Source organism: Caldicoprobacter guelmensis (genome assembly GCF_016908415.1).
Classification (GTDB): domain Bacteria; phylum Bacillota; class Clostridia; order Caldicoprobacterales; family Caldicoprobacteraceae; genus Caldicoprobacter; species Caldicoprobacter guelmensis.
Genome location: NZ_JAFBDW010000001.1, coordinates 443,825 through 458,405, shown reverse-complemented (window position 1 = coordinate 458,405; position 14,581 = coordinate 443,825). Strand labels below are relative to the sequence as shown.

Annotated in this window: 12 protein-coding genes and 1 tRNA gene; 10 read left to right on the top strand and 3 right to left on the bottom strand. The window is 43.8% G+C overall.

What is annotated here, in order from left to right:
• The first annotated feature begins 377 nt into the window (after window positions 1-377).
• From rhaB to JOD02_RS02280, 5 genes are all read left to right on the top strand, one after another.
• The gene (gene rhaB / locus JOD02_RS02300) at window positions 378-1,850 is read left to right on the top strand and encodes a rhamnulokinase (protein ID WP_204486522.1); all 1,473 of its coding nucleotides are present in this window, start codon (window positions 378-380) and stop codon (window positions 1,848-1,850) included.
• A gap of 136 nt (window positions 1,851-1,986) precedes the next feature.
• Window positions 1,987-2,370: a sensory rhodopsin transducer gene (locus JOD02_RS02295; protein WP_204486521.1), complete on the top strand. Its 384-nt coding sequence runs from the start codon at window positions 1,987-1,989 to the stop codon at window positions 2,368-2,370.
• 303 nt (window positions 2,371-2,673) lie between these two features.
• Entirely contained in the window at window positions 2,674-3,894 is a 1,221-nt protein-coding gene (gene rhaI / locus JOD02_RS02290) for an L-rhamnose isomerase (RefSeq protein WP_204486520.1), read from the top strand.
• Window positions 3,895-3,900: 6 nt separating this feature from the next.
• Window positions 3,901-4,971, top strand: a complete 1,071-nt coding sequence (locus JOD02_RS02285; protein WP_204486519.1) for a hypothetical protein — start codon at window positions 3,901-3,903, stop codon at window positions 4,969-4,971.
• Between the two features lie 40 nt (window positions 4,972-5,011).
• Window positions 5,012-7,696 (top strand): family 78 glycoside hydrolase catalytic domain, encoded by a 2,685-nt coding sequence (locus JOD02_RS02280; protein WP_204486518.1) that lies wholly within the window; start codon window positions 5,012-5,014, stop codon window positions 7,694-7,696.
• 364 nt (window positions 7,697-8,060) lie between these two features.
• Here JOD02_RS02280 and lipA read toward each other — a convergent pair whose 3' ends face one another.
• Together lipA and lipB are read right to left on the bottom strand one after the other, a co-directional pair.
• Window positions 8,061-8,921: a lipoyl synthase gene (gene lipA, locus JOD02_RS02275; RefSeq protein WP_204486517.1), complete on the bottom strand. Its 861-nt coding sequence runs from the start codon at window positions 8,919-8,921 to the stop codon at window positions 8,061-8,063.
• 3 nt (window positions 8,922-8,924) lie between these two features.
• Window positions 8,925-9,650: a lipoyl(octanoyl) transferase LipB gene (lipB, locus tag JOD02_RS02270; protein ID WP_204486516.1), complete on the bottom strand. Its 726-nt coding sequence runs from the start codon at window positions 9,648-9,650 to the stop codon at window positions 8,925-8,927.
• A gap of 208 nt (window positions 9,651-9,858) precedes the next feature.
• On the opposite strand from lipB, the gene JOD02_RS02265 reads away from it, so the two are divergent.
• Window positions 9,859-9,934: transfer RNA gene (locus JOD02_RS02265), tRNA-Val, on the top strand.
• Between the two features lie 212 nt (window positions 9,935-10,146).
• Window positions 10,147-10,608, top strand: a complete 462-nt coding sequence (locus JOD02_RS02260) for a hypothetical protein (protein ID WP_204486514.1) — start codon at window positions 10,147-10,149, stop codon at window positions 10,606-10,608.
• Window positions 10,609-10,642: 34 nt separating this feature from the next.
• Here the strand turns inward: JOD02_RS02260 and JOD02_RS02255 are convergent, their stop codons facing one another.
• A complete protein-coding gene (locus JOD02_RS02255) occupies window positions 10,643-11,086 on the bottom strand; it encodes a hypothetical protein (RefSeq protein ID WP_204486512.1) in 444 nt (147 codons plus the stop codon).
• A gap of 126 nt (window positions 11,087-11,212) precedes the next feature.
• Between JOD02_RS02255 and JOD02_RS02250 the strand changes: the two genes are divergently transcribed.
• From JOD02_RS02250 to JOD02_RS02240, 3 genes are all read left to right on the top strand, one after another.
• The gene (locus JOD02_RS02250; RefSeq protein ID WP_204486511.1) at window positions 11,213-12,016 is read left to right on the top strand and encodes a sugar phosphate isomerase/epimerase family protein; all 804 of its coding nucleotides are present in this window, start codon (window positions 11,213-11,215) and stop codon (window positions 12,014-12,016) included.
• Window positions 12,017-12,187: 171 nt separating this feature from the next.
• Window positions 12,188-13,045, top strand: a complete 858-nt coding sequence (locus JOD02_RS02245) for a hypothetical protein (protein ID WP_204486509.1) — start codon at window positions 12,188-12,190, stop codon at window positions 13,043-13,045.
• 105 nt (window positions 13,046-13,150) lie between these two features.
• Window positions 13,151-14,521, top strand: coding sequence for an oxidoreductase (locus JOD02_RS02240; protein WP_204486507.1), 1,371 nt, complete (start codon window positions 13,151-13,153; stop codon window positions 14,519-14,521).
• Window positions 14,522-14,581: the final 60 nt, after the last annotated feature.

The window sequence follows — 14,581 nt, the reverse complement described above, 5'->3', positions numbered from 1 at the left end:
TTTGATAAAAAATTAAAATTTTTTGAAAGGATTTTTAGTATAGATGGCGAATTTATATAATAGTAATGTAATTCTTTTTAAAATATTATATTTACAAGCTTTACAATAGTTTGTTAGGTTGTGTTATTTTTATGTTATTTTTGTTGTTTTATCTGAGATAAGCAAGAAAATTTTATCTTCTATACTATAAGTTGGAGATGAGTTGCGTGCAAAGGTAAATTACATGACTTAAAACATCTGCTCGGCTTAAATTACCTGGTGACTCTGCTGTTGAGCAAATAGGCCAAACTTCTCACAAGGTCACCACTTTTATGGATGTTTGATAGTTTGTCTGGTATAGTTATCAACGTATTAAGGATAAAAGGAGGAGTGCTGCCATGAAAACCTTAAATTTACTAGCATTTGACTTTGGGGCCAGCAGCGGAAGGGCCATTTTAGGGCGATTTGATGGTAAAAAGCTATCAATAGAAGAGATACACCGGTTTTCAAACGACCCTGTAAAGGTTGGGGGACATACATACTGGGACGTATTAAGGCTTTTCTGGGAAATGCGGCAAGGATTATTGAAATTTGCTCACAACGTTAACGGCACGCTATCCTCGTTAGGTATTGACACCTGGGGAGTGGACTTTGGCCTTTTGGACTCATCGGGAGAACTGCTGGGAAATCCGTACCATTATCGTGATAGCCAGACCGAAGGGATGATGGAAAAGGCCTTTGCAATTGTGCCCAAAGAAAAAATTTATGAATATACCGGCATAGCCTTCCAAAAGTTTAACACCATTTACCAGTTGCTTGCCCTCAAGGAGAGAAACTCTCCTATTTTGGAGAAAGCTGATACTTTGTTGTTTATGCCGGACCTGTTGGCTTATTTTCTGACAGGCGAAAAGTCCACTGAGTATACCGAAGCGTCCACCAGCCAGCTTCTTGAGGCGCGCAGCAAAACCTGGTGTACCGACCTTATAAAGGTGTTAGGCTTGCCAGATAACATATTCACTTCCATACAACAGCCCGGAACCATAAGGGGGAATATCGCCTCGCGTATTGCAGAAGAGCTAAATATAGGTAGGGTGCCGGTGGTGGCAGTGGCAACTCATGATACAGGTTCGGCCGTGGTGGCTGTGCCAGCTGTGGAGGACGACTATGTGTATTTGAGCAGCGGCACATGGTCATTGATGGGCGTAGAGGTCAGAGAGCCCATTATAAATGAGCAGGCGTTGCAGTGGAATTACACCAATGAAGGAGGTGCCGAAAACAGCTACAGGTTTTTAAAGAATATCATGGGACTCTGGCTTATTCAGGAGTGCAAGCGGGTATGGGACCGTCAGGGAGAGGTTTACAGCTTTGCACAGCTTGAGGAGATGGCAAGGAACAGTGAGCCATTTAAGGCGTTTATTGATCCGGATCATGACGATTTCTATGCGCCCAGCGATATGCCGCAGACCATTCAAAACTTCTGTGCCAGGACCGGGCAAGCGGTACCCCAGACCAAGGGCGAAATCCTGCGCTGCGTCTATGAAAGCCTTGCCATGAAATACCGATGGACCATTGAGAGGCTGGAAAAGATTTTGAACAGGCCGTTGAAGGTTCTTCACATAGTAGGCGGGGGCACGAAGGATAAGCTGCTCAACCAGTTCACCGCTAATGCCATAAATAGGCTGGTGATATGCGGGCCTACAGAGGCAACCGCTATAGGCAATTTGATGATGCAGGCTAAAGCCCTGGGTGAAGTGGCCAACCTGCGTGAAATTAGGCAGATTATTAGGAATTCTTTTCCAACGGTGGATTACATGCCCCAAGATGTAGAGGCATGGGATGAGGCTTATGAGAGGTTCTTGAAAGTGGTGTGATGTAGAGAGCACCACAGCTTACGTATGTGGTTACCGTATCGGATGTTGTAATTGTTGTACTTTATTATAAATTGTCGAAGAGAAAGTTACTGGCCCTATAAAATAGCAAAATCTCACTGTTGCTGGAGGTGGATGTATGAATACAGATCAAAAAGCTGGAGCAAAGGTGTGGTACATACCGGATTGCTATTATCCTTCTATAAGCAGTCCGGGGCATTATGTGAGCCACGAAGCGGTATGCGTTCTCAATCCAGGGAAAGAAGATGCGCATATGACTCTAACGCTGTATTTTGAAGATCGGGAGCCCATGCGCGGTTTTCATGCTGTGTGCAAAGCCGAGCGTACTAACCATATACGTCTGGATAAGATAAAGGACGTAAATGGCAATGGGGTGCCCCAGGGCGTGCCCTATGCCATAATGGTAGAGAGTGACCAGCCGATAATAGTTCAATATTCCAGGCTGGACACCACACAGGCTGAGATGGCCTTGATGACAACCATGGCTTATCCAGTTAAGTGATTAATTTTATCTCTCTATTTTATTGTTTAGGAGATAATGCTTTTACCGTATACTTGGATCAAGATAGCACAGTTTTAAAACGGTCAGCTATAGCCAAATTTGTATTTTATTTGAATCTACTTTTTTGAAAATGGTAAACGGCTAAAACATTAAATTGTAGGTTGAACAGCAGAAGACGAATATATAGCAGATGCGGAGGCAAATGGAACTTGTAAACAAAGATAAAGTCAGCTGGCAAGTCTGCCATTTGGCAGATTGTCAGCTACAAAAAGTAAAACTATTTCAGGAAAGGAGAATGTGAGTATGACGAGGGATCAAATATATTCTTTGTGGGAGCAGAGGCAGAAAGACAGAGGTATAGATGTAGAGTGGGTAAAGGAGAGGCTCAAAAACTTTAAGGTGGAGACCCCTTCCTGGGGATATGGGGATTCTGGGACGAGGTTTAAGGTTTTTAAACAAAGAGGAGTGCCAAGGAATCTGTTTGAGAAGCTGGAAGATGCCGCTCAGGTGCACAAGGTAACCGGAATGTGTCCCACCGTGGCTATTCATATTCCATGGGATAAAGTGGATGACTTTGAAAAAGTTAAGGAATATGCGGCCAGCCTGGGATTGAAGATAGGAGCGGTCAACCCTAACTTATTTCAAGATGATGATTATAAATTCGGGAGCCTTACGAATACCGACTCTGCCGTAAGGAGAAAAGCTATACACCATATCATGGAATGCATAGAGATTGCACGAAAGGTCGATTCCAGGATAATAAGCCTGTGGCTTGCCGATGGAACCAATTATCCTGGGCAGGGAGACATACGTGCGCGCAAAAACTGGCTTGAAGAAGCGCTCTTTGAGGTAGTCAACGCCATGGACAGCGATATGAGGCTTTTGATTGAATACAAATTCTTTGAGCCGGCCTTTTATCACACCGACATAGCCGATTGGGGAATGGCTTATGCCTTTGCTATGAAGCTGGGCGAAAAGGCTCAAGTGCTGGTAGACCTGGGACATCATCCTCTGGGGACCAACGTGGAACACATTGTGGCCTTCCTGCTGGATGAGGGAAAGATTGGAGGTTTTCATTTTAACAACAAGAAGTACGCCGATGACGATTTGATAGTGGGCTCCATCAATCCCTATGAGCTGTTCCTGATTTTCAACGAGCTGGTGGCCGCCAGCCTTGACCCTAAGACAGCAAAGACGGCAGAAAATATAGCGTATATGATTGACCAAAGCCACAACATAGAGCCCAAGATACCTGCTATGATCCGCTCGGTGTTGAACGTGCAGACGGCATATGCCAAAGCTTTGCTGGTAAATCGCGAAGTATTGAAAGAGGCGCAGATGCACAATGACGTCATGGCGGCAGAGGCTGCAGTGCGCGAGGCCTTTGAATGCGATGTAACGCCTTTGCTTGAAGCGGTGCGTGAAGAGATGGGTCTTGCGCCTGATCCCATGAAGGCATACCTGGAAAGCGGATATGGCGAGAAGATTTTGGAAAGAGGCATAGGCGGACAGGGTTGGGAATAAAGGTTTATGCATAATGTAATGTACGGTACTAAAAGCATACCTACAGAATGGGTAGCGTCACTCAGCGATAAGATAACCACCAATGCTTCATGGGGCGGCATAATCAAGTTGGAAGTACCCCAGAATTTGGATGAGCTCAAAAGGCGTACCTGTAATATGGGTAAAAGGGTGTTAGCCTACAATAATGCCGAGATCGTAATAGATGATGAGGTTACCGATTTGCGAGGTTTGGACGTTTCGGCACTGTATGCGTCGGATGATATAAAGTCCCTGTGGAGTCTGCCACCCACACAGGTGGCTTTCGATATCACCACAATAAAAGCGGCAGTAGACTATATGGACCATCCTGTGATAAGGGCAGGAGAGGTCAAAAGCATAAAGGTTGTATTGGAGAATCCAAGGCCTATGGACTTAACAGTCGACGTGAGCATAAATCTGCCACAAGGGTGGAGATGTGAGCCTGATCTTTTTAAAAACGTAAAGCTACCGGTTAAAGGTAAAACAGAGCTTATCTGTCGTATAACTGTAGACGACATATCCTTTATAAACCAGTCCAACCGAGGTAGCATACACATCGAAATAAAGGGAAGGCCGCAGGGCGAAGATATACCGCTGGTATTGCTGGGCGGTAAGCGTTGGTTGGTATCGCCGCTGGATGTAGACTTCAATCCTTCCAGCGATGATGTTAAAGGTTGGCGAGTAGTTGATTTTATAGATAATGCTTTGCCGGTTGAGCAATATTTTGAGGGGAAGTCATGCAGCATCTACCTCTGTCATTATGTGTACTGCCCAGAAGAGCGAACAGGCCGTGCTGGGGTGTCTTCCAATTGTCCCATGGAGCTGTGGCTTAACGGTAAAAAAGTGTATGAAGCGCTTGAGAAACGCATCCCTAGGCCAAACTATAGCGGTGACGGAGCAAGCTATGCTGATGTGTCGTTAAAAGAAGGATGGAACCAGTTTATTATAAAACTAACCCGTCAGGATAAACCCATAGACGCTCATTTCACATTGGCTACAGGACATCCGTATTATCACGGTATGAGCGATATATTAGAGTGCCGCTTGCCGTGGGAGTAACTATGTTCCAATTAAATTAAATACCTAGGAGGTAAACAAAATGCTTGAAGTAGGTAATTTGAGGTGTGAATATAAGGTCAATCCTATAGGCATTGACGTGAAAAATCCCAGGATAAGCTGGGTCATAAAGTCAGATGGACGAAATATTTTGCAGGCCGCTTACCAGATACATGTCTCTACGGATGAGGAATTTAAGTGCATCGTATGGGATAGCGGAAAGGTTGACTCCGATGAGTCCATCCATGTCGAGTACAAAGGTGAGCCATTGAAATCGCGTACACGGTATTATTATAGGGTGCGGGTATGGGACCAGAGAGGCAGAGCGTCCAATTGGAGTGAAACGGCTTTTTGGGAGATGGGGCTTTTGAATGCCAGCGAATGGATGGCCAACTGGATTACGCCGAATATCGGAGATAATCCATCGAACCTACAAGCCTGTCCCTTGATGAGGAAAGTTTTTGAAGTCGACGGCGAAGTAAAATCAGCCAGAATATATGCTACCAGCCTTGGCCTGTATGAGCTCCATTTAAATGGGAAAAGAGTGGGCGATTTCTATTTTACTCCTGGCTGGACCAGCTATAACAAGCGGCTGCAGTATCAAACATATGATGTAACCGAGATGCTTAAAGAGGGGCAGAATGCCATTGGCGTTATATTGGGTAATGGGTGGTACAAAGGCAACCTTGCCTGGGAAGGCCGGAGAAATATATACGGCGATAGGTTGGCGGCTCTTATACAGATGCATATTATTTACGAAGATGGCAGGGAACAGGTGGTTGTATCGGACAGGAGCTGGAAGGCATCTACAGGTCCCATTATTATGTCCGAAATCTATCACGGGGAAATCTACGATGCTCGATTAGAAAAGCCGGGCTGGGATGAAGCGGATTACAATGATTCTGATTGGTATGACGTGGAGGAATTGGATAAACCGAAGGACATAATAGTTGCTCAGGAAGGACCGCCCGTTCGTATCGTTGAGCAGATTAAGCCGGTGGCCATTTTAACAACTCCTGCCGGTGAGACGGTTTTGGATATGGGACAGAACATGGTGGGCTGGGTGCGTTTTGCGGTAGAAGGGCCGGCTGGGAGCAAGGTGGTGCTGCAGCATGCAGAGGTATTGGATAAAGACGGCAATTTTTATACTGCAAATCTGCGGAAAGCCAAACAAACGGTTGAGTACATTTTAAAGGGCATAGGCAGAGAAGTATTTGAACCACATTTTACATTCCAAGGGTTTAGATACGTAAAGTTGGTGGAATACCCGGGTCAGCCTTCGCTTGATGACTTTGTTGGAATGGTAGTGCATTCTGATATGGAACTGACCGGCAGCTTCGAATGCTCAAATTCTTTGGTTAACAGGCTTCAGCAAAATATTTTGTGGTCGCAAAGAGGTAATTTCGTAGATGTTCCGACTGATTGCCCTCAAAGGGATGAGCGCCTTGGCTGGACAGGAGACGCGCAGGTGTTTATCCGAACCGCCTGCTTTAACATGAACGTTGCCTCGTTCTTCACGAAGTGGCTTAAAGATTTGAAGGCTGACCAGCTGAGCGATGGCGGAGTGCCTTTTGTGATTCCAAATGTTCTGGGCGGCGATCATCATTCGTCGGCTGCATGGGGAGATGCGGCTGTGATATGCCCTTGGACGGTGTATTTGTGCTATGGCGACAAGAGAATCCTTGAAGAGCAGTATGAGAGCATGAAGGCCTGGGTGGAATATATAAGGCGGCAGGGGAATAATGAGTACTTATGGAATACCGGCTTTCATTTTGGCGACTGGCTGGGGTTGGATGCAAAAGAGGGAAGCTATGTAGGAGCTACGGCAACTGATTTTATTGCCACGGCTTTTTATGCGTATTCTACAAGCCTGCTTGTGAAAGCCGCCAAAGTTCTGGGTAAAACCGAGGACGTAGAAGAATATTCAAAGCTGTATGCCAATATAGTGAATGCTTTTAGAAAAGAGTTTGTGACGCCAAAGGGGAGGCTGGCGGTTCCTACACAGACCGCCCATGTGCTGGCACTTATGTTCAACCTTGTAGAGGAAAAGGACCGCAAGCGCACCATCGATACGCTGGTGGACTATATCGAGAAAAATAAATACCATTTGACCACGGGTTTTGTGGGCACGCCCTATCTATGTCATGTGCTGAGCCAGAATGGTTACAGCGATGTGGCTTACAAACTGCTCTTGCAGACCGATTACCCGTCATGGCTGTATCAGGTGACTAAGGGTGCAACCACCATTTGGGAGCACTGGGATGGGATCAAACCGGATGGCTCTTTCTGGAGTCCCGACATGAACTCTTTCAACCACTATGCCTATGGTTCCATCGGCGATTGGCTTTACAGGGTGGTGGCTGGAATTGATACCGATGAAGAAAGGCCCGGATATAAGCATATATACATCAGGCCAACGCTGGGTGAGGGGTTGACCTATGCAAAGGCTGAGCTAAAGTCGATGTACGGAAAGGTCAAATCTGAGTGGAGGATACAGGACGGCTGTATAGAAATATCGGTATGCGTGCCTCACAATACAACTGCTACTGTGGTGTTGCCGTTTGCTACATCTGATGCGGTTTATGAGAGCGGCAAGAGATTGGCGGAGGCAGAAGGAGTATTAAAGCATGAGACAGTCAATGGTGGAGTGAAATTAGAAATAGGGTCTGGAGAGTACGTTTTTACATATGGACTGAAAAAGCCTGAAGCTGTAAATTGCCTAACATAAAATGTGTACGATTATAACCCTTTAAAATCTACAAATATTGCCATGTTTATTTCCTGTTTTGCTGCATATAATAAGACTACAAGGACTTGCCACAGGATATTGCTTTTAAGCATATCCAGGCGCTCATGCCTTAAGTGGCGAGTCCTTTTGAGGGGCCTTTGACTAAAACGTCGAAGGCTCCTCTTGATCTTTCACTTCTGGGTACTTGGGTGAATACAAATTACGCCCTATAACTAGGGTATAACGTGATTATATTTTTTGCACTATATACCAGTACTATCTAAGTTAATTATTGTTTAATGAACCTCTTCCTTGTTAATTATAAAAAAATAAAACGTTTGTTAAAAGAAAGCTTTCCATAAAGTTAAATATCGGTTAATTCCAGGGCCTTTTCAGCATGGTAGGAACTCCTTACTAAGGGTCCGGCGGCTACAAATAGAAACCCCATTTCTAGAGCTATGTGCTTGTATTCTTCAAAAATGTTAGGGTGAATATATTCGACAACAGGATGGTGAAATGGTGAAGGTGCCAGGTACTGGCCGATGGTTAAAAAATCACAACCACAATTTCGCAAATCTTTCATCACAGCCACCACTTCTTCGAATTTTTCGCCCAACCCTACCATAAGGCCGGATTTGGTAAAAATCCCATGATCAATTTTTTTCACATTCTTCAAAAGATTAAGAGAACGGTGATAGGATGCTTGAGGGCGTACGTAAGGATAAAGCCTCGGCACCGTTTCTATATTATGGCTAACAACTTCTGGTCCCGCTTTTACTACTTTTTCTAAAGCTTCTAAATTTCCCTGAAAATCGGGAATTAAGACTTCCACCGTTACTTCCGGACATAATTTTTTGACTTGTTCTACTACTTCTGCGAAATGAGAGGCCCCACCATCAGGCAAATCGTCCCTAGTGACAGAGGTTATTACAGCATGTTTAATCTGTAGTGCGCTAACAGCCTGAGCAATACGCATAGGTTCCTGTGGGTCTACTGGTTGAACATGTCCTTTGCGTACATTGCAAAAGGTGCAATTCCTGGTACATATATTTCCCAGAATCATAAAGGTGGCTGTTCCTTTGCTGAAGCATTCCATGAGGTTGGGGCAATTGGCTTCCTCACATACTGTGTGAAGGGAAAGTGAATTAAGCAGCTTTTTTACCTGGTTGCGCTGATGCCCGCTCTGAACGCGGATTCGCAACCACTCGGGTTTTCTTGAGTGCATATTTTAAGCCTCCTTTAACCAATTGTCCAATTCGTGCTTGTCAACAAATCGGTAGTCAGTTTGGAATATTTCCCCAAAGTATGAGGCCACTTGCCGCATGACCTTGGTCATATCTTGCTTGTAACCCAGAATCTTCTCTAAAGAGGTCATGCTGCAATCTGTTATGCCACAGGGATGTATCCATTTAAAATGTTCTAAATTGGTATTTACGTTAAAAGCGAATCCATGTTTGGTTACCCACTGTTTAATAGCAAATCCAATTGATGTTATTTTTTCATCCTTTACCCATACGCCTCTATATTCTAGGTTTCTTCCAGCTGCAATGCCGTATTCTTTTTTCAGGAGTTGTATAAAGACTTCTTCTACGTTCCAAACAAAACTTCTTATATCCTTTCCATACTGCTTTAAATTTAAAATGGGATAGCCCACGATTTGACCGGGGCCATGGTATGTTACATCCCCTCCACGATCAACATAATACACTTTTACACCGCGAGCAGTTAATTCATCAGGAGAAAGCAATATATTGGATTGCTTTCCTCGTCTCCCAACAGTTATTACAGGTGGATGTTCTAACAGTAACAACACGTCTTCGATTTTTTCTTTCTGTCTGAGAGCAACAAGCTTTTCTTGGATGGTCAATCCTTCCTCATAAGGGACCATCCCTAAAAACACCATTTGAATACAATTATTGGCAGTTTGACGCTTTTCAAGCTGGTTAATGTACATTTCTAATCACTTCCTGACATTTAAAAATATGTACAAGTCGTCAAGTTGAAGGCAGGGGCTTTGTGTGATATTTTACCACATTTTTGGAGGTAATTCATCTTCATTTTTGAAATATTGGGCGTTGCTGTGCTTATGTATGGTAAAGGAAAAAATACCGCTTGACAATTTATCCAAGATGGGCTAATATTATTAGTGCGTGGTGAAATACGGGGCGTTAACTCAACTGGCAGAGTGCCATCTTGACGTGGTGGAAGCTACAGGTTCGAGTCCTGTACGCCCCACCAAAATGAGAGGGAGGGGAAAAGCCTCCCTTTTGTTTTTGTGCTTAAAGATAGCTTTTAAATTCAAGCATAGATAGTACAAATACGCAATTCGATATGATATAATTTTAGATGAGAAACTTTTCTGTGGGCAATTTCTGATAAACTGATTGTGATGCCCTGCAATGATTTTTGATGCAGTGGAGTAAAAATCCTATTGAGAGGGAGGAGCTCCTATGTATAGCCAGGGGGATTTGCAGCAAACGGGAAAACAATTGAAGCGCATAATCATTTTGCTTGGTGCTGTTTTGATTGCCTTTTTGGTTATTTCCATTATATTGGCCAATACAGTCAGCAATACTGTAGGCATGATAATATTGTTGGTTGGAATATGCCTTGATATATTTATCTGGGGCGTATACGGCAGTCAAATTCTAGCATATTATAGATTCTTAAGCGATATGTTTACCGGACGGCAAAGAGTTGAAACAGGTGTAGTAAAAAGGGTTGGAAGCCAGCCTGTTTACAAAGACAACAAGCTCTACTATTACGAAGTTTTGATTGACAATGACGGGGTGGAACAGATGTTGCTAATAGATGCCAATAAGCCTTTGCCTAGTTTACAGGTGGGGCAAAAGTATGAGTTTAAAGTTTTTCAGAATTTTGTTATAGACGTCTTGAGTGGGCCTGACATCTAAAAAATTGAAGGGCGGGATGCTCCTCTTTTTTATTTCAATCACTTTGAAAAATTTGGCTAACATATCCTAATACATCTCCGTCTTGATCTAAGTATACTGTAAAGCTCTTGTTGTATTCGGGGTTTAACGGTTTTTTAGGAGGATAAAATACTATTTTCAAATAATCCCCCTTGTAAGTTATGCGGCTGCCTTTTGGGTCGGTGCATATTACCGTCTCGGCATCGCAATGGTGAAAGGATATCTCGGTTTCTTCAAAAGCTACTTTTTCGCCACATTTTTTAAGGTAATCGGTGGCCTTTTTTATGATTTCCAGATCGGTCATAAATATTATGGCTGAGTACCCCTCGTGGGCTTCATCGTTGTCAGTATCATTGGGATGGTATACATCCAAATCGAGGGACGGTTTGGCGCTGCATCCGATCGAAAAGATAAAGAAAAATAGCATTGTAAGGATCATTGTATAATTTAAAGTTCTCATCAATACCATCTCCCCAACAGGTTTTCACTTTTATCCTATGCTTTACTTTTGAAAAAAAGAAGTTTCAACATAAGCTAGTGCGTGATAAAATAATTAAAAAAGACGTGAATGAACAGGAGGAATTTTATGAAGGTATGCTTTTCAACTTTGGGATGTCCGGACTGGTCGTGGGAAGAGATTCTGGTGGCAGCCAAGGATCTGGGCTATGATGGCATAGAGCTGAGAGGTTTGGGCAATGAGATTTATGTACCCAAGGCTAAGCCGTTTCTACCTGAACACATACAGGCATCAAAACGTCAATTGGAGGATAAAGGGCTTGAAATCTCATGCATTACCTCTTCTTGCTACCTTCATGAAAAAGACACGGAGACATACATTAAGGAGGGTATGGAATATATCGACCTGGCCAGCCAGTTAAACGCTCGATTTATAAGGGTATTAGGGGATAGCAACCCCTGGCCTAAAGTACCTGTAGATGTAAAACAGGTTGTAGCGATGCTCAAGAAGTTGGGAGACTATGCATCCACAAAAGGCGTAATAGTGTTGCTTGAAACTAATGGGGTGTTTGCAAATTCGAATGTGATGTTAAAGACGATGGAAGAGCTCCAGCATCCATACATCGGCGTGTTGTGGGATATTCATCATCCTTACAGGTTTATGGGCGAGTCAGTGTTTTTAACATATAACAGGCTAAAAAAATATATACGCCATGTCCATGTAAAGGATTCGAGGTTAGAGAAAGGCGGCGTTAGGTACTGCCTAATAGGTGAGGGTGATATTCCAATAAAAGAAGCAATGGACCTCCTTATGCAGGACGGTTATACAGGGTATATCTCTTTGGAATGGCTTAAACGATGGTATTATGACTTAGAAGAGCCGGGCATAGTTTTTCCTCATTTCATAAACGCCATCAAAGGTATGCTGAGTTGAAGCGATTTTTGTTCTTTGAGATAATGAAGGTAGATAATTTGTGATAGAGCATTCGGATTATTTGTGGAGGAGAAACTGTTTATTTTCATCTTCATCTTATATGCAATTGTGGAAAATTACAGTCTGGTTAGGCCAGCTTAATTTAAAATAAAAAATGAGGTAGATAGAATAATGAAGACGGTACAGGTTGTGTTGATTGCCGCTCTTATCGGTATATTGGCATTAAATCTGGTGGTTATTGGCCTCGTTGTGGGATTTGATATGACCTTTTTGTGTCTGGAATTTTACGACGAGGTTTTCCAAAAAACTCAGTTCTATGGACAGGTGAGGCAATGGATTTTTAACAGGGTAAATGCTGAGTTGCCCAATGGCCATGAAGCGCTTCCCCATCTTGAAAAGGCCATGACTGAGGACTGGCTTCGGGATGAAGTATTGGTTTTAGGGGGGCACCTGTTTAAATTTTTAAAAGGGCAAAGCGATCAGCTACCTGTTATACCGATTTACAAATTATTTGACCGTTTGAGTGATTATATGAATGAAGTGCAGCGTCAAAACAAAGATAAGATAATCAGTTATTGGTTCGGCCCAATACCTGAACGTGTGCGCTTTCAGGATATTCTATCAGTGGAATTTTTCTGGGTTGTCCGTCAAATTATAAGGGCTTTTAAATGGCTGTCGTGGGGAGCCATTGCTGTATTTTTTGCCTTAGCTGGAATTTTGGTTATGATAGCCAAGGGTATAAAACAATCGCTGATTTGGATAGGGACCTCCATGGCGGCCGCTGGCGGGGTAATGCTGGAATTATCACTGGGTGTACAATGGATATTGTTAACTAATGACACTATGCTCCAGTGGGCCTCAAGCTTTGCATCGCTCAAGTTTCCTGTTCATGCCATTGAATCGGTGATGAGAGCTTTTGTCGAGCACTTCCTTTTTAGGTTTAATATAATAGCCGGACTGGTACTGGTTGTTGGGGTAACGCTTATCGCTTTCTGCCATTTCGATAGGAGATTGACGGTCATAAAATAAATTTCTTGACTTTTTTATTTTTTTAAAAGGAAAAACGAATGTGATATCGAATATTTGAGTATGCAAACGATTGTACAAACCTTTGCAAGGATAGGAGGGAAATAAATGTTAGATAAGCATGAGAAGTTTCAACTGAAAAGCATTGACGACATGGTAAAGAAGATAAAAACTCTGGGATTAACCATGCCGATATCTGCGAATGTTGATGCATTGCTGCAATCAGTTAAGTTGGGAGACAAGGTAATCCCCAATTCCATGGCAATACAGCCAATGGAAGGCTGTGATGGGACAACTGCAGGAGAACCAGATGAGCTGACCTTCAGGCGTTACCGCCGTTTTGCATCTGGAGGGGCGGGCCTTATATGGATTGAAGCTACTGCCGTTGTGCCCGAGGGCAGGGCCAATCCAAGGCAGCTTTACTTGTGCCACCAAACCAAGGACGGCTTTGCACGGCTTCTCGATACCATAATCGAGGCTGCAAAAGCGCAGTTTGGCTCTAATTATCGTCCTTATACCGTTATTCAGCTTACCCATTCTGGACGATACAGCAAACCGGAGGGGAGACCCGCTCCCATCATTGCTGCCAGAAACCCATATCTTGACGGCAATCTCCCTGATGACTACCCGGTGATTTCGGATGAGCAACTGCAGGAGCTGGAGGACAGGTTTGTTGAAGCGGCTGAACTGGCAAGTCAAATTGGCTTTGATGCTGTGGATATAAAGAGTTGTCACAGGTATTTGAATTCGGAGCTGCTATCGGCTTTCACCAGGGAAGGCAATTACGGAGGAAGTTTTGAAAACCGGACTCGATTCCTCATAAATATTGTCGATAAAATAAAGCAACGCTTGGGCGATGCCATAGAGGTTACTCTGAGGCTTAACGTCTACGATGCCATACCTTATCCTTATGGATGGGGTGTAGATAAAGAGGATCACAGAAAGCCAGATTTGACTGAACCTATACGGCTGGTAAAGATTCTACGCGGTAAAGGCATCAGGATGGTCAATATCACCTGTGGTAATCCCTATTATAATCCTCATGTCAACAGGCCTTATGACAGCGGCCCTTATATTCCGCCCGAACATCCTTTGGTAGGAGTTGCAAGGATGCTGGAAGTGGCAAGGGTGGTTCAAGAAAACGTACCTGATATGGTGGTATTGTCGTCAGGGCTGTCTTGGTTGAGGCATCTGGCTCCTTATGTAGCAGCCGGTTGTCTCAAAGAAGGCTGGTTCAAATTGGCTGGGTTTGGACGACTGGCCTTTGCTTATCCAGATTTTGCCAAGGACATAATTGAGAAAGGTGCGCTAGAGCCTAATAAGTGTTGCATCGCCTGCGGTAAATGCTCCGAGATAATGAGGGACGGCGGCAAGGCGGGATGTGTAATCAGGGATGCTGAAATTTATGCCCCTATATACAAGGCTGGAAGGGAAGGCAAGCCGCCTATACAGAGCAATAGGCTGGCTGAACATGTATAGACTACATCGAGGTTTTTCAGCAATAATGATTAGCAGCGCATTACTTGAATGGCCATCCGT

Bases quoted from the DNA above. Each gene is read 5' to 3' on its own strand.
- rhaB (WP_204486522.1), top strand. From the start codon at position 378: ATGAAAACCTTAAATTTACTAGCATTTGACTTTGGGGCCAGCAGCGGA.
- JOD02_RS02295 (WP_204486521.1), top strand. From the start codon at position 1,987: ATGAATACAGATCAAAAAGCTGGAGCAAAGGTGTGGTACATACCGGAT.
- rhaI (WP_204486520.1), top strand. From the start codon at position 2,674: ATGACGAGGGATCAAATATATTCTTTGTGGGAGCAGAGGCAGAAAGAC.
- JOD02_RS02285 (WP_204486519.1), top strand. From the start codon at position 3,901: ATGCATAATGTAATGTACGGTACTAAAAGCATACCTACAGAATGGGTA.
- JOD02_RS02280 (WP_204486518.1), top strand. From the start codon at position 5,012: ATGCTTGAAGTAGGTAATTTGAGGTGTGAATATAAGGTCAATCCTATA.
- lipA (WP_204486517.1), bottom strand. From the start codon at position 8,921: ATGCACTCAAGAAAACCCGAGTGGTTGCGAATCCGCGTTCAGAGCGGG.
- lipB (WP_204486516.1), bottom strand. From the start codon at position 9,650: ATGTACATTAACCAGCTTGAAAAGCGTCAAACTGCCAATAATTGTATT.
- JOD02_RS02260 (WP_204486514.1), top strand. From the start codon at position 10,147: ATGTATAGCCAGGGGGATTTGCAGCAAACGGGAAAACAATTGAAGCGC.
- JOD02_RS02255 (WP_204486512.1), bottom strand. From the start codon at position 11,086: ATGAGAACTTTAAATTATACAATGATCCTTACAATGCTATTTTTCTTT.
- JOD02_RS02250 (WP_204486511.1), top strand. From the start codon at position 11,213: ATGAAGGTATGCTTTTCAACTTTGGGATGTCCGGACTGGTCGTGGGAA.
- JOD02_RS02245 (WP_204486509.1), top strand. From the start codon at position 12,188: ATGAAGACGGTACAGGTTGTGTTGATTGCCGCTCTTATCGGTATATTG.
- JOD02_RS02240 (WP_204486507.1), top strand. From the start codon at position 13,151: ATGTTAGATAAGCATGAGAAGTTTCAACTGAAAAGCATTGACGACATG.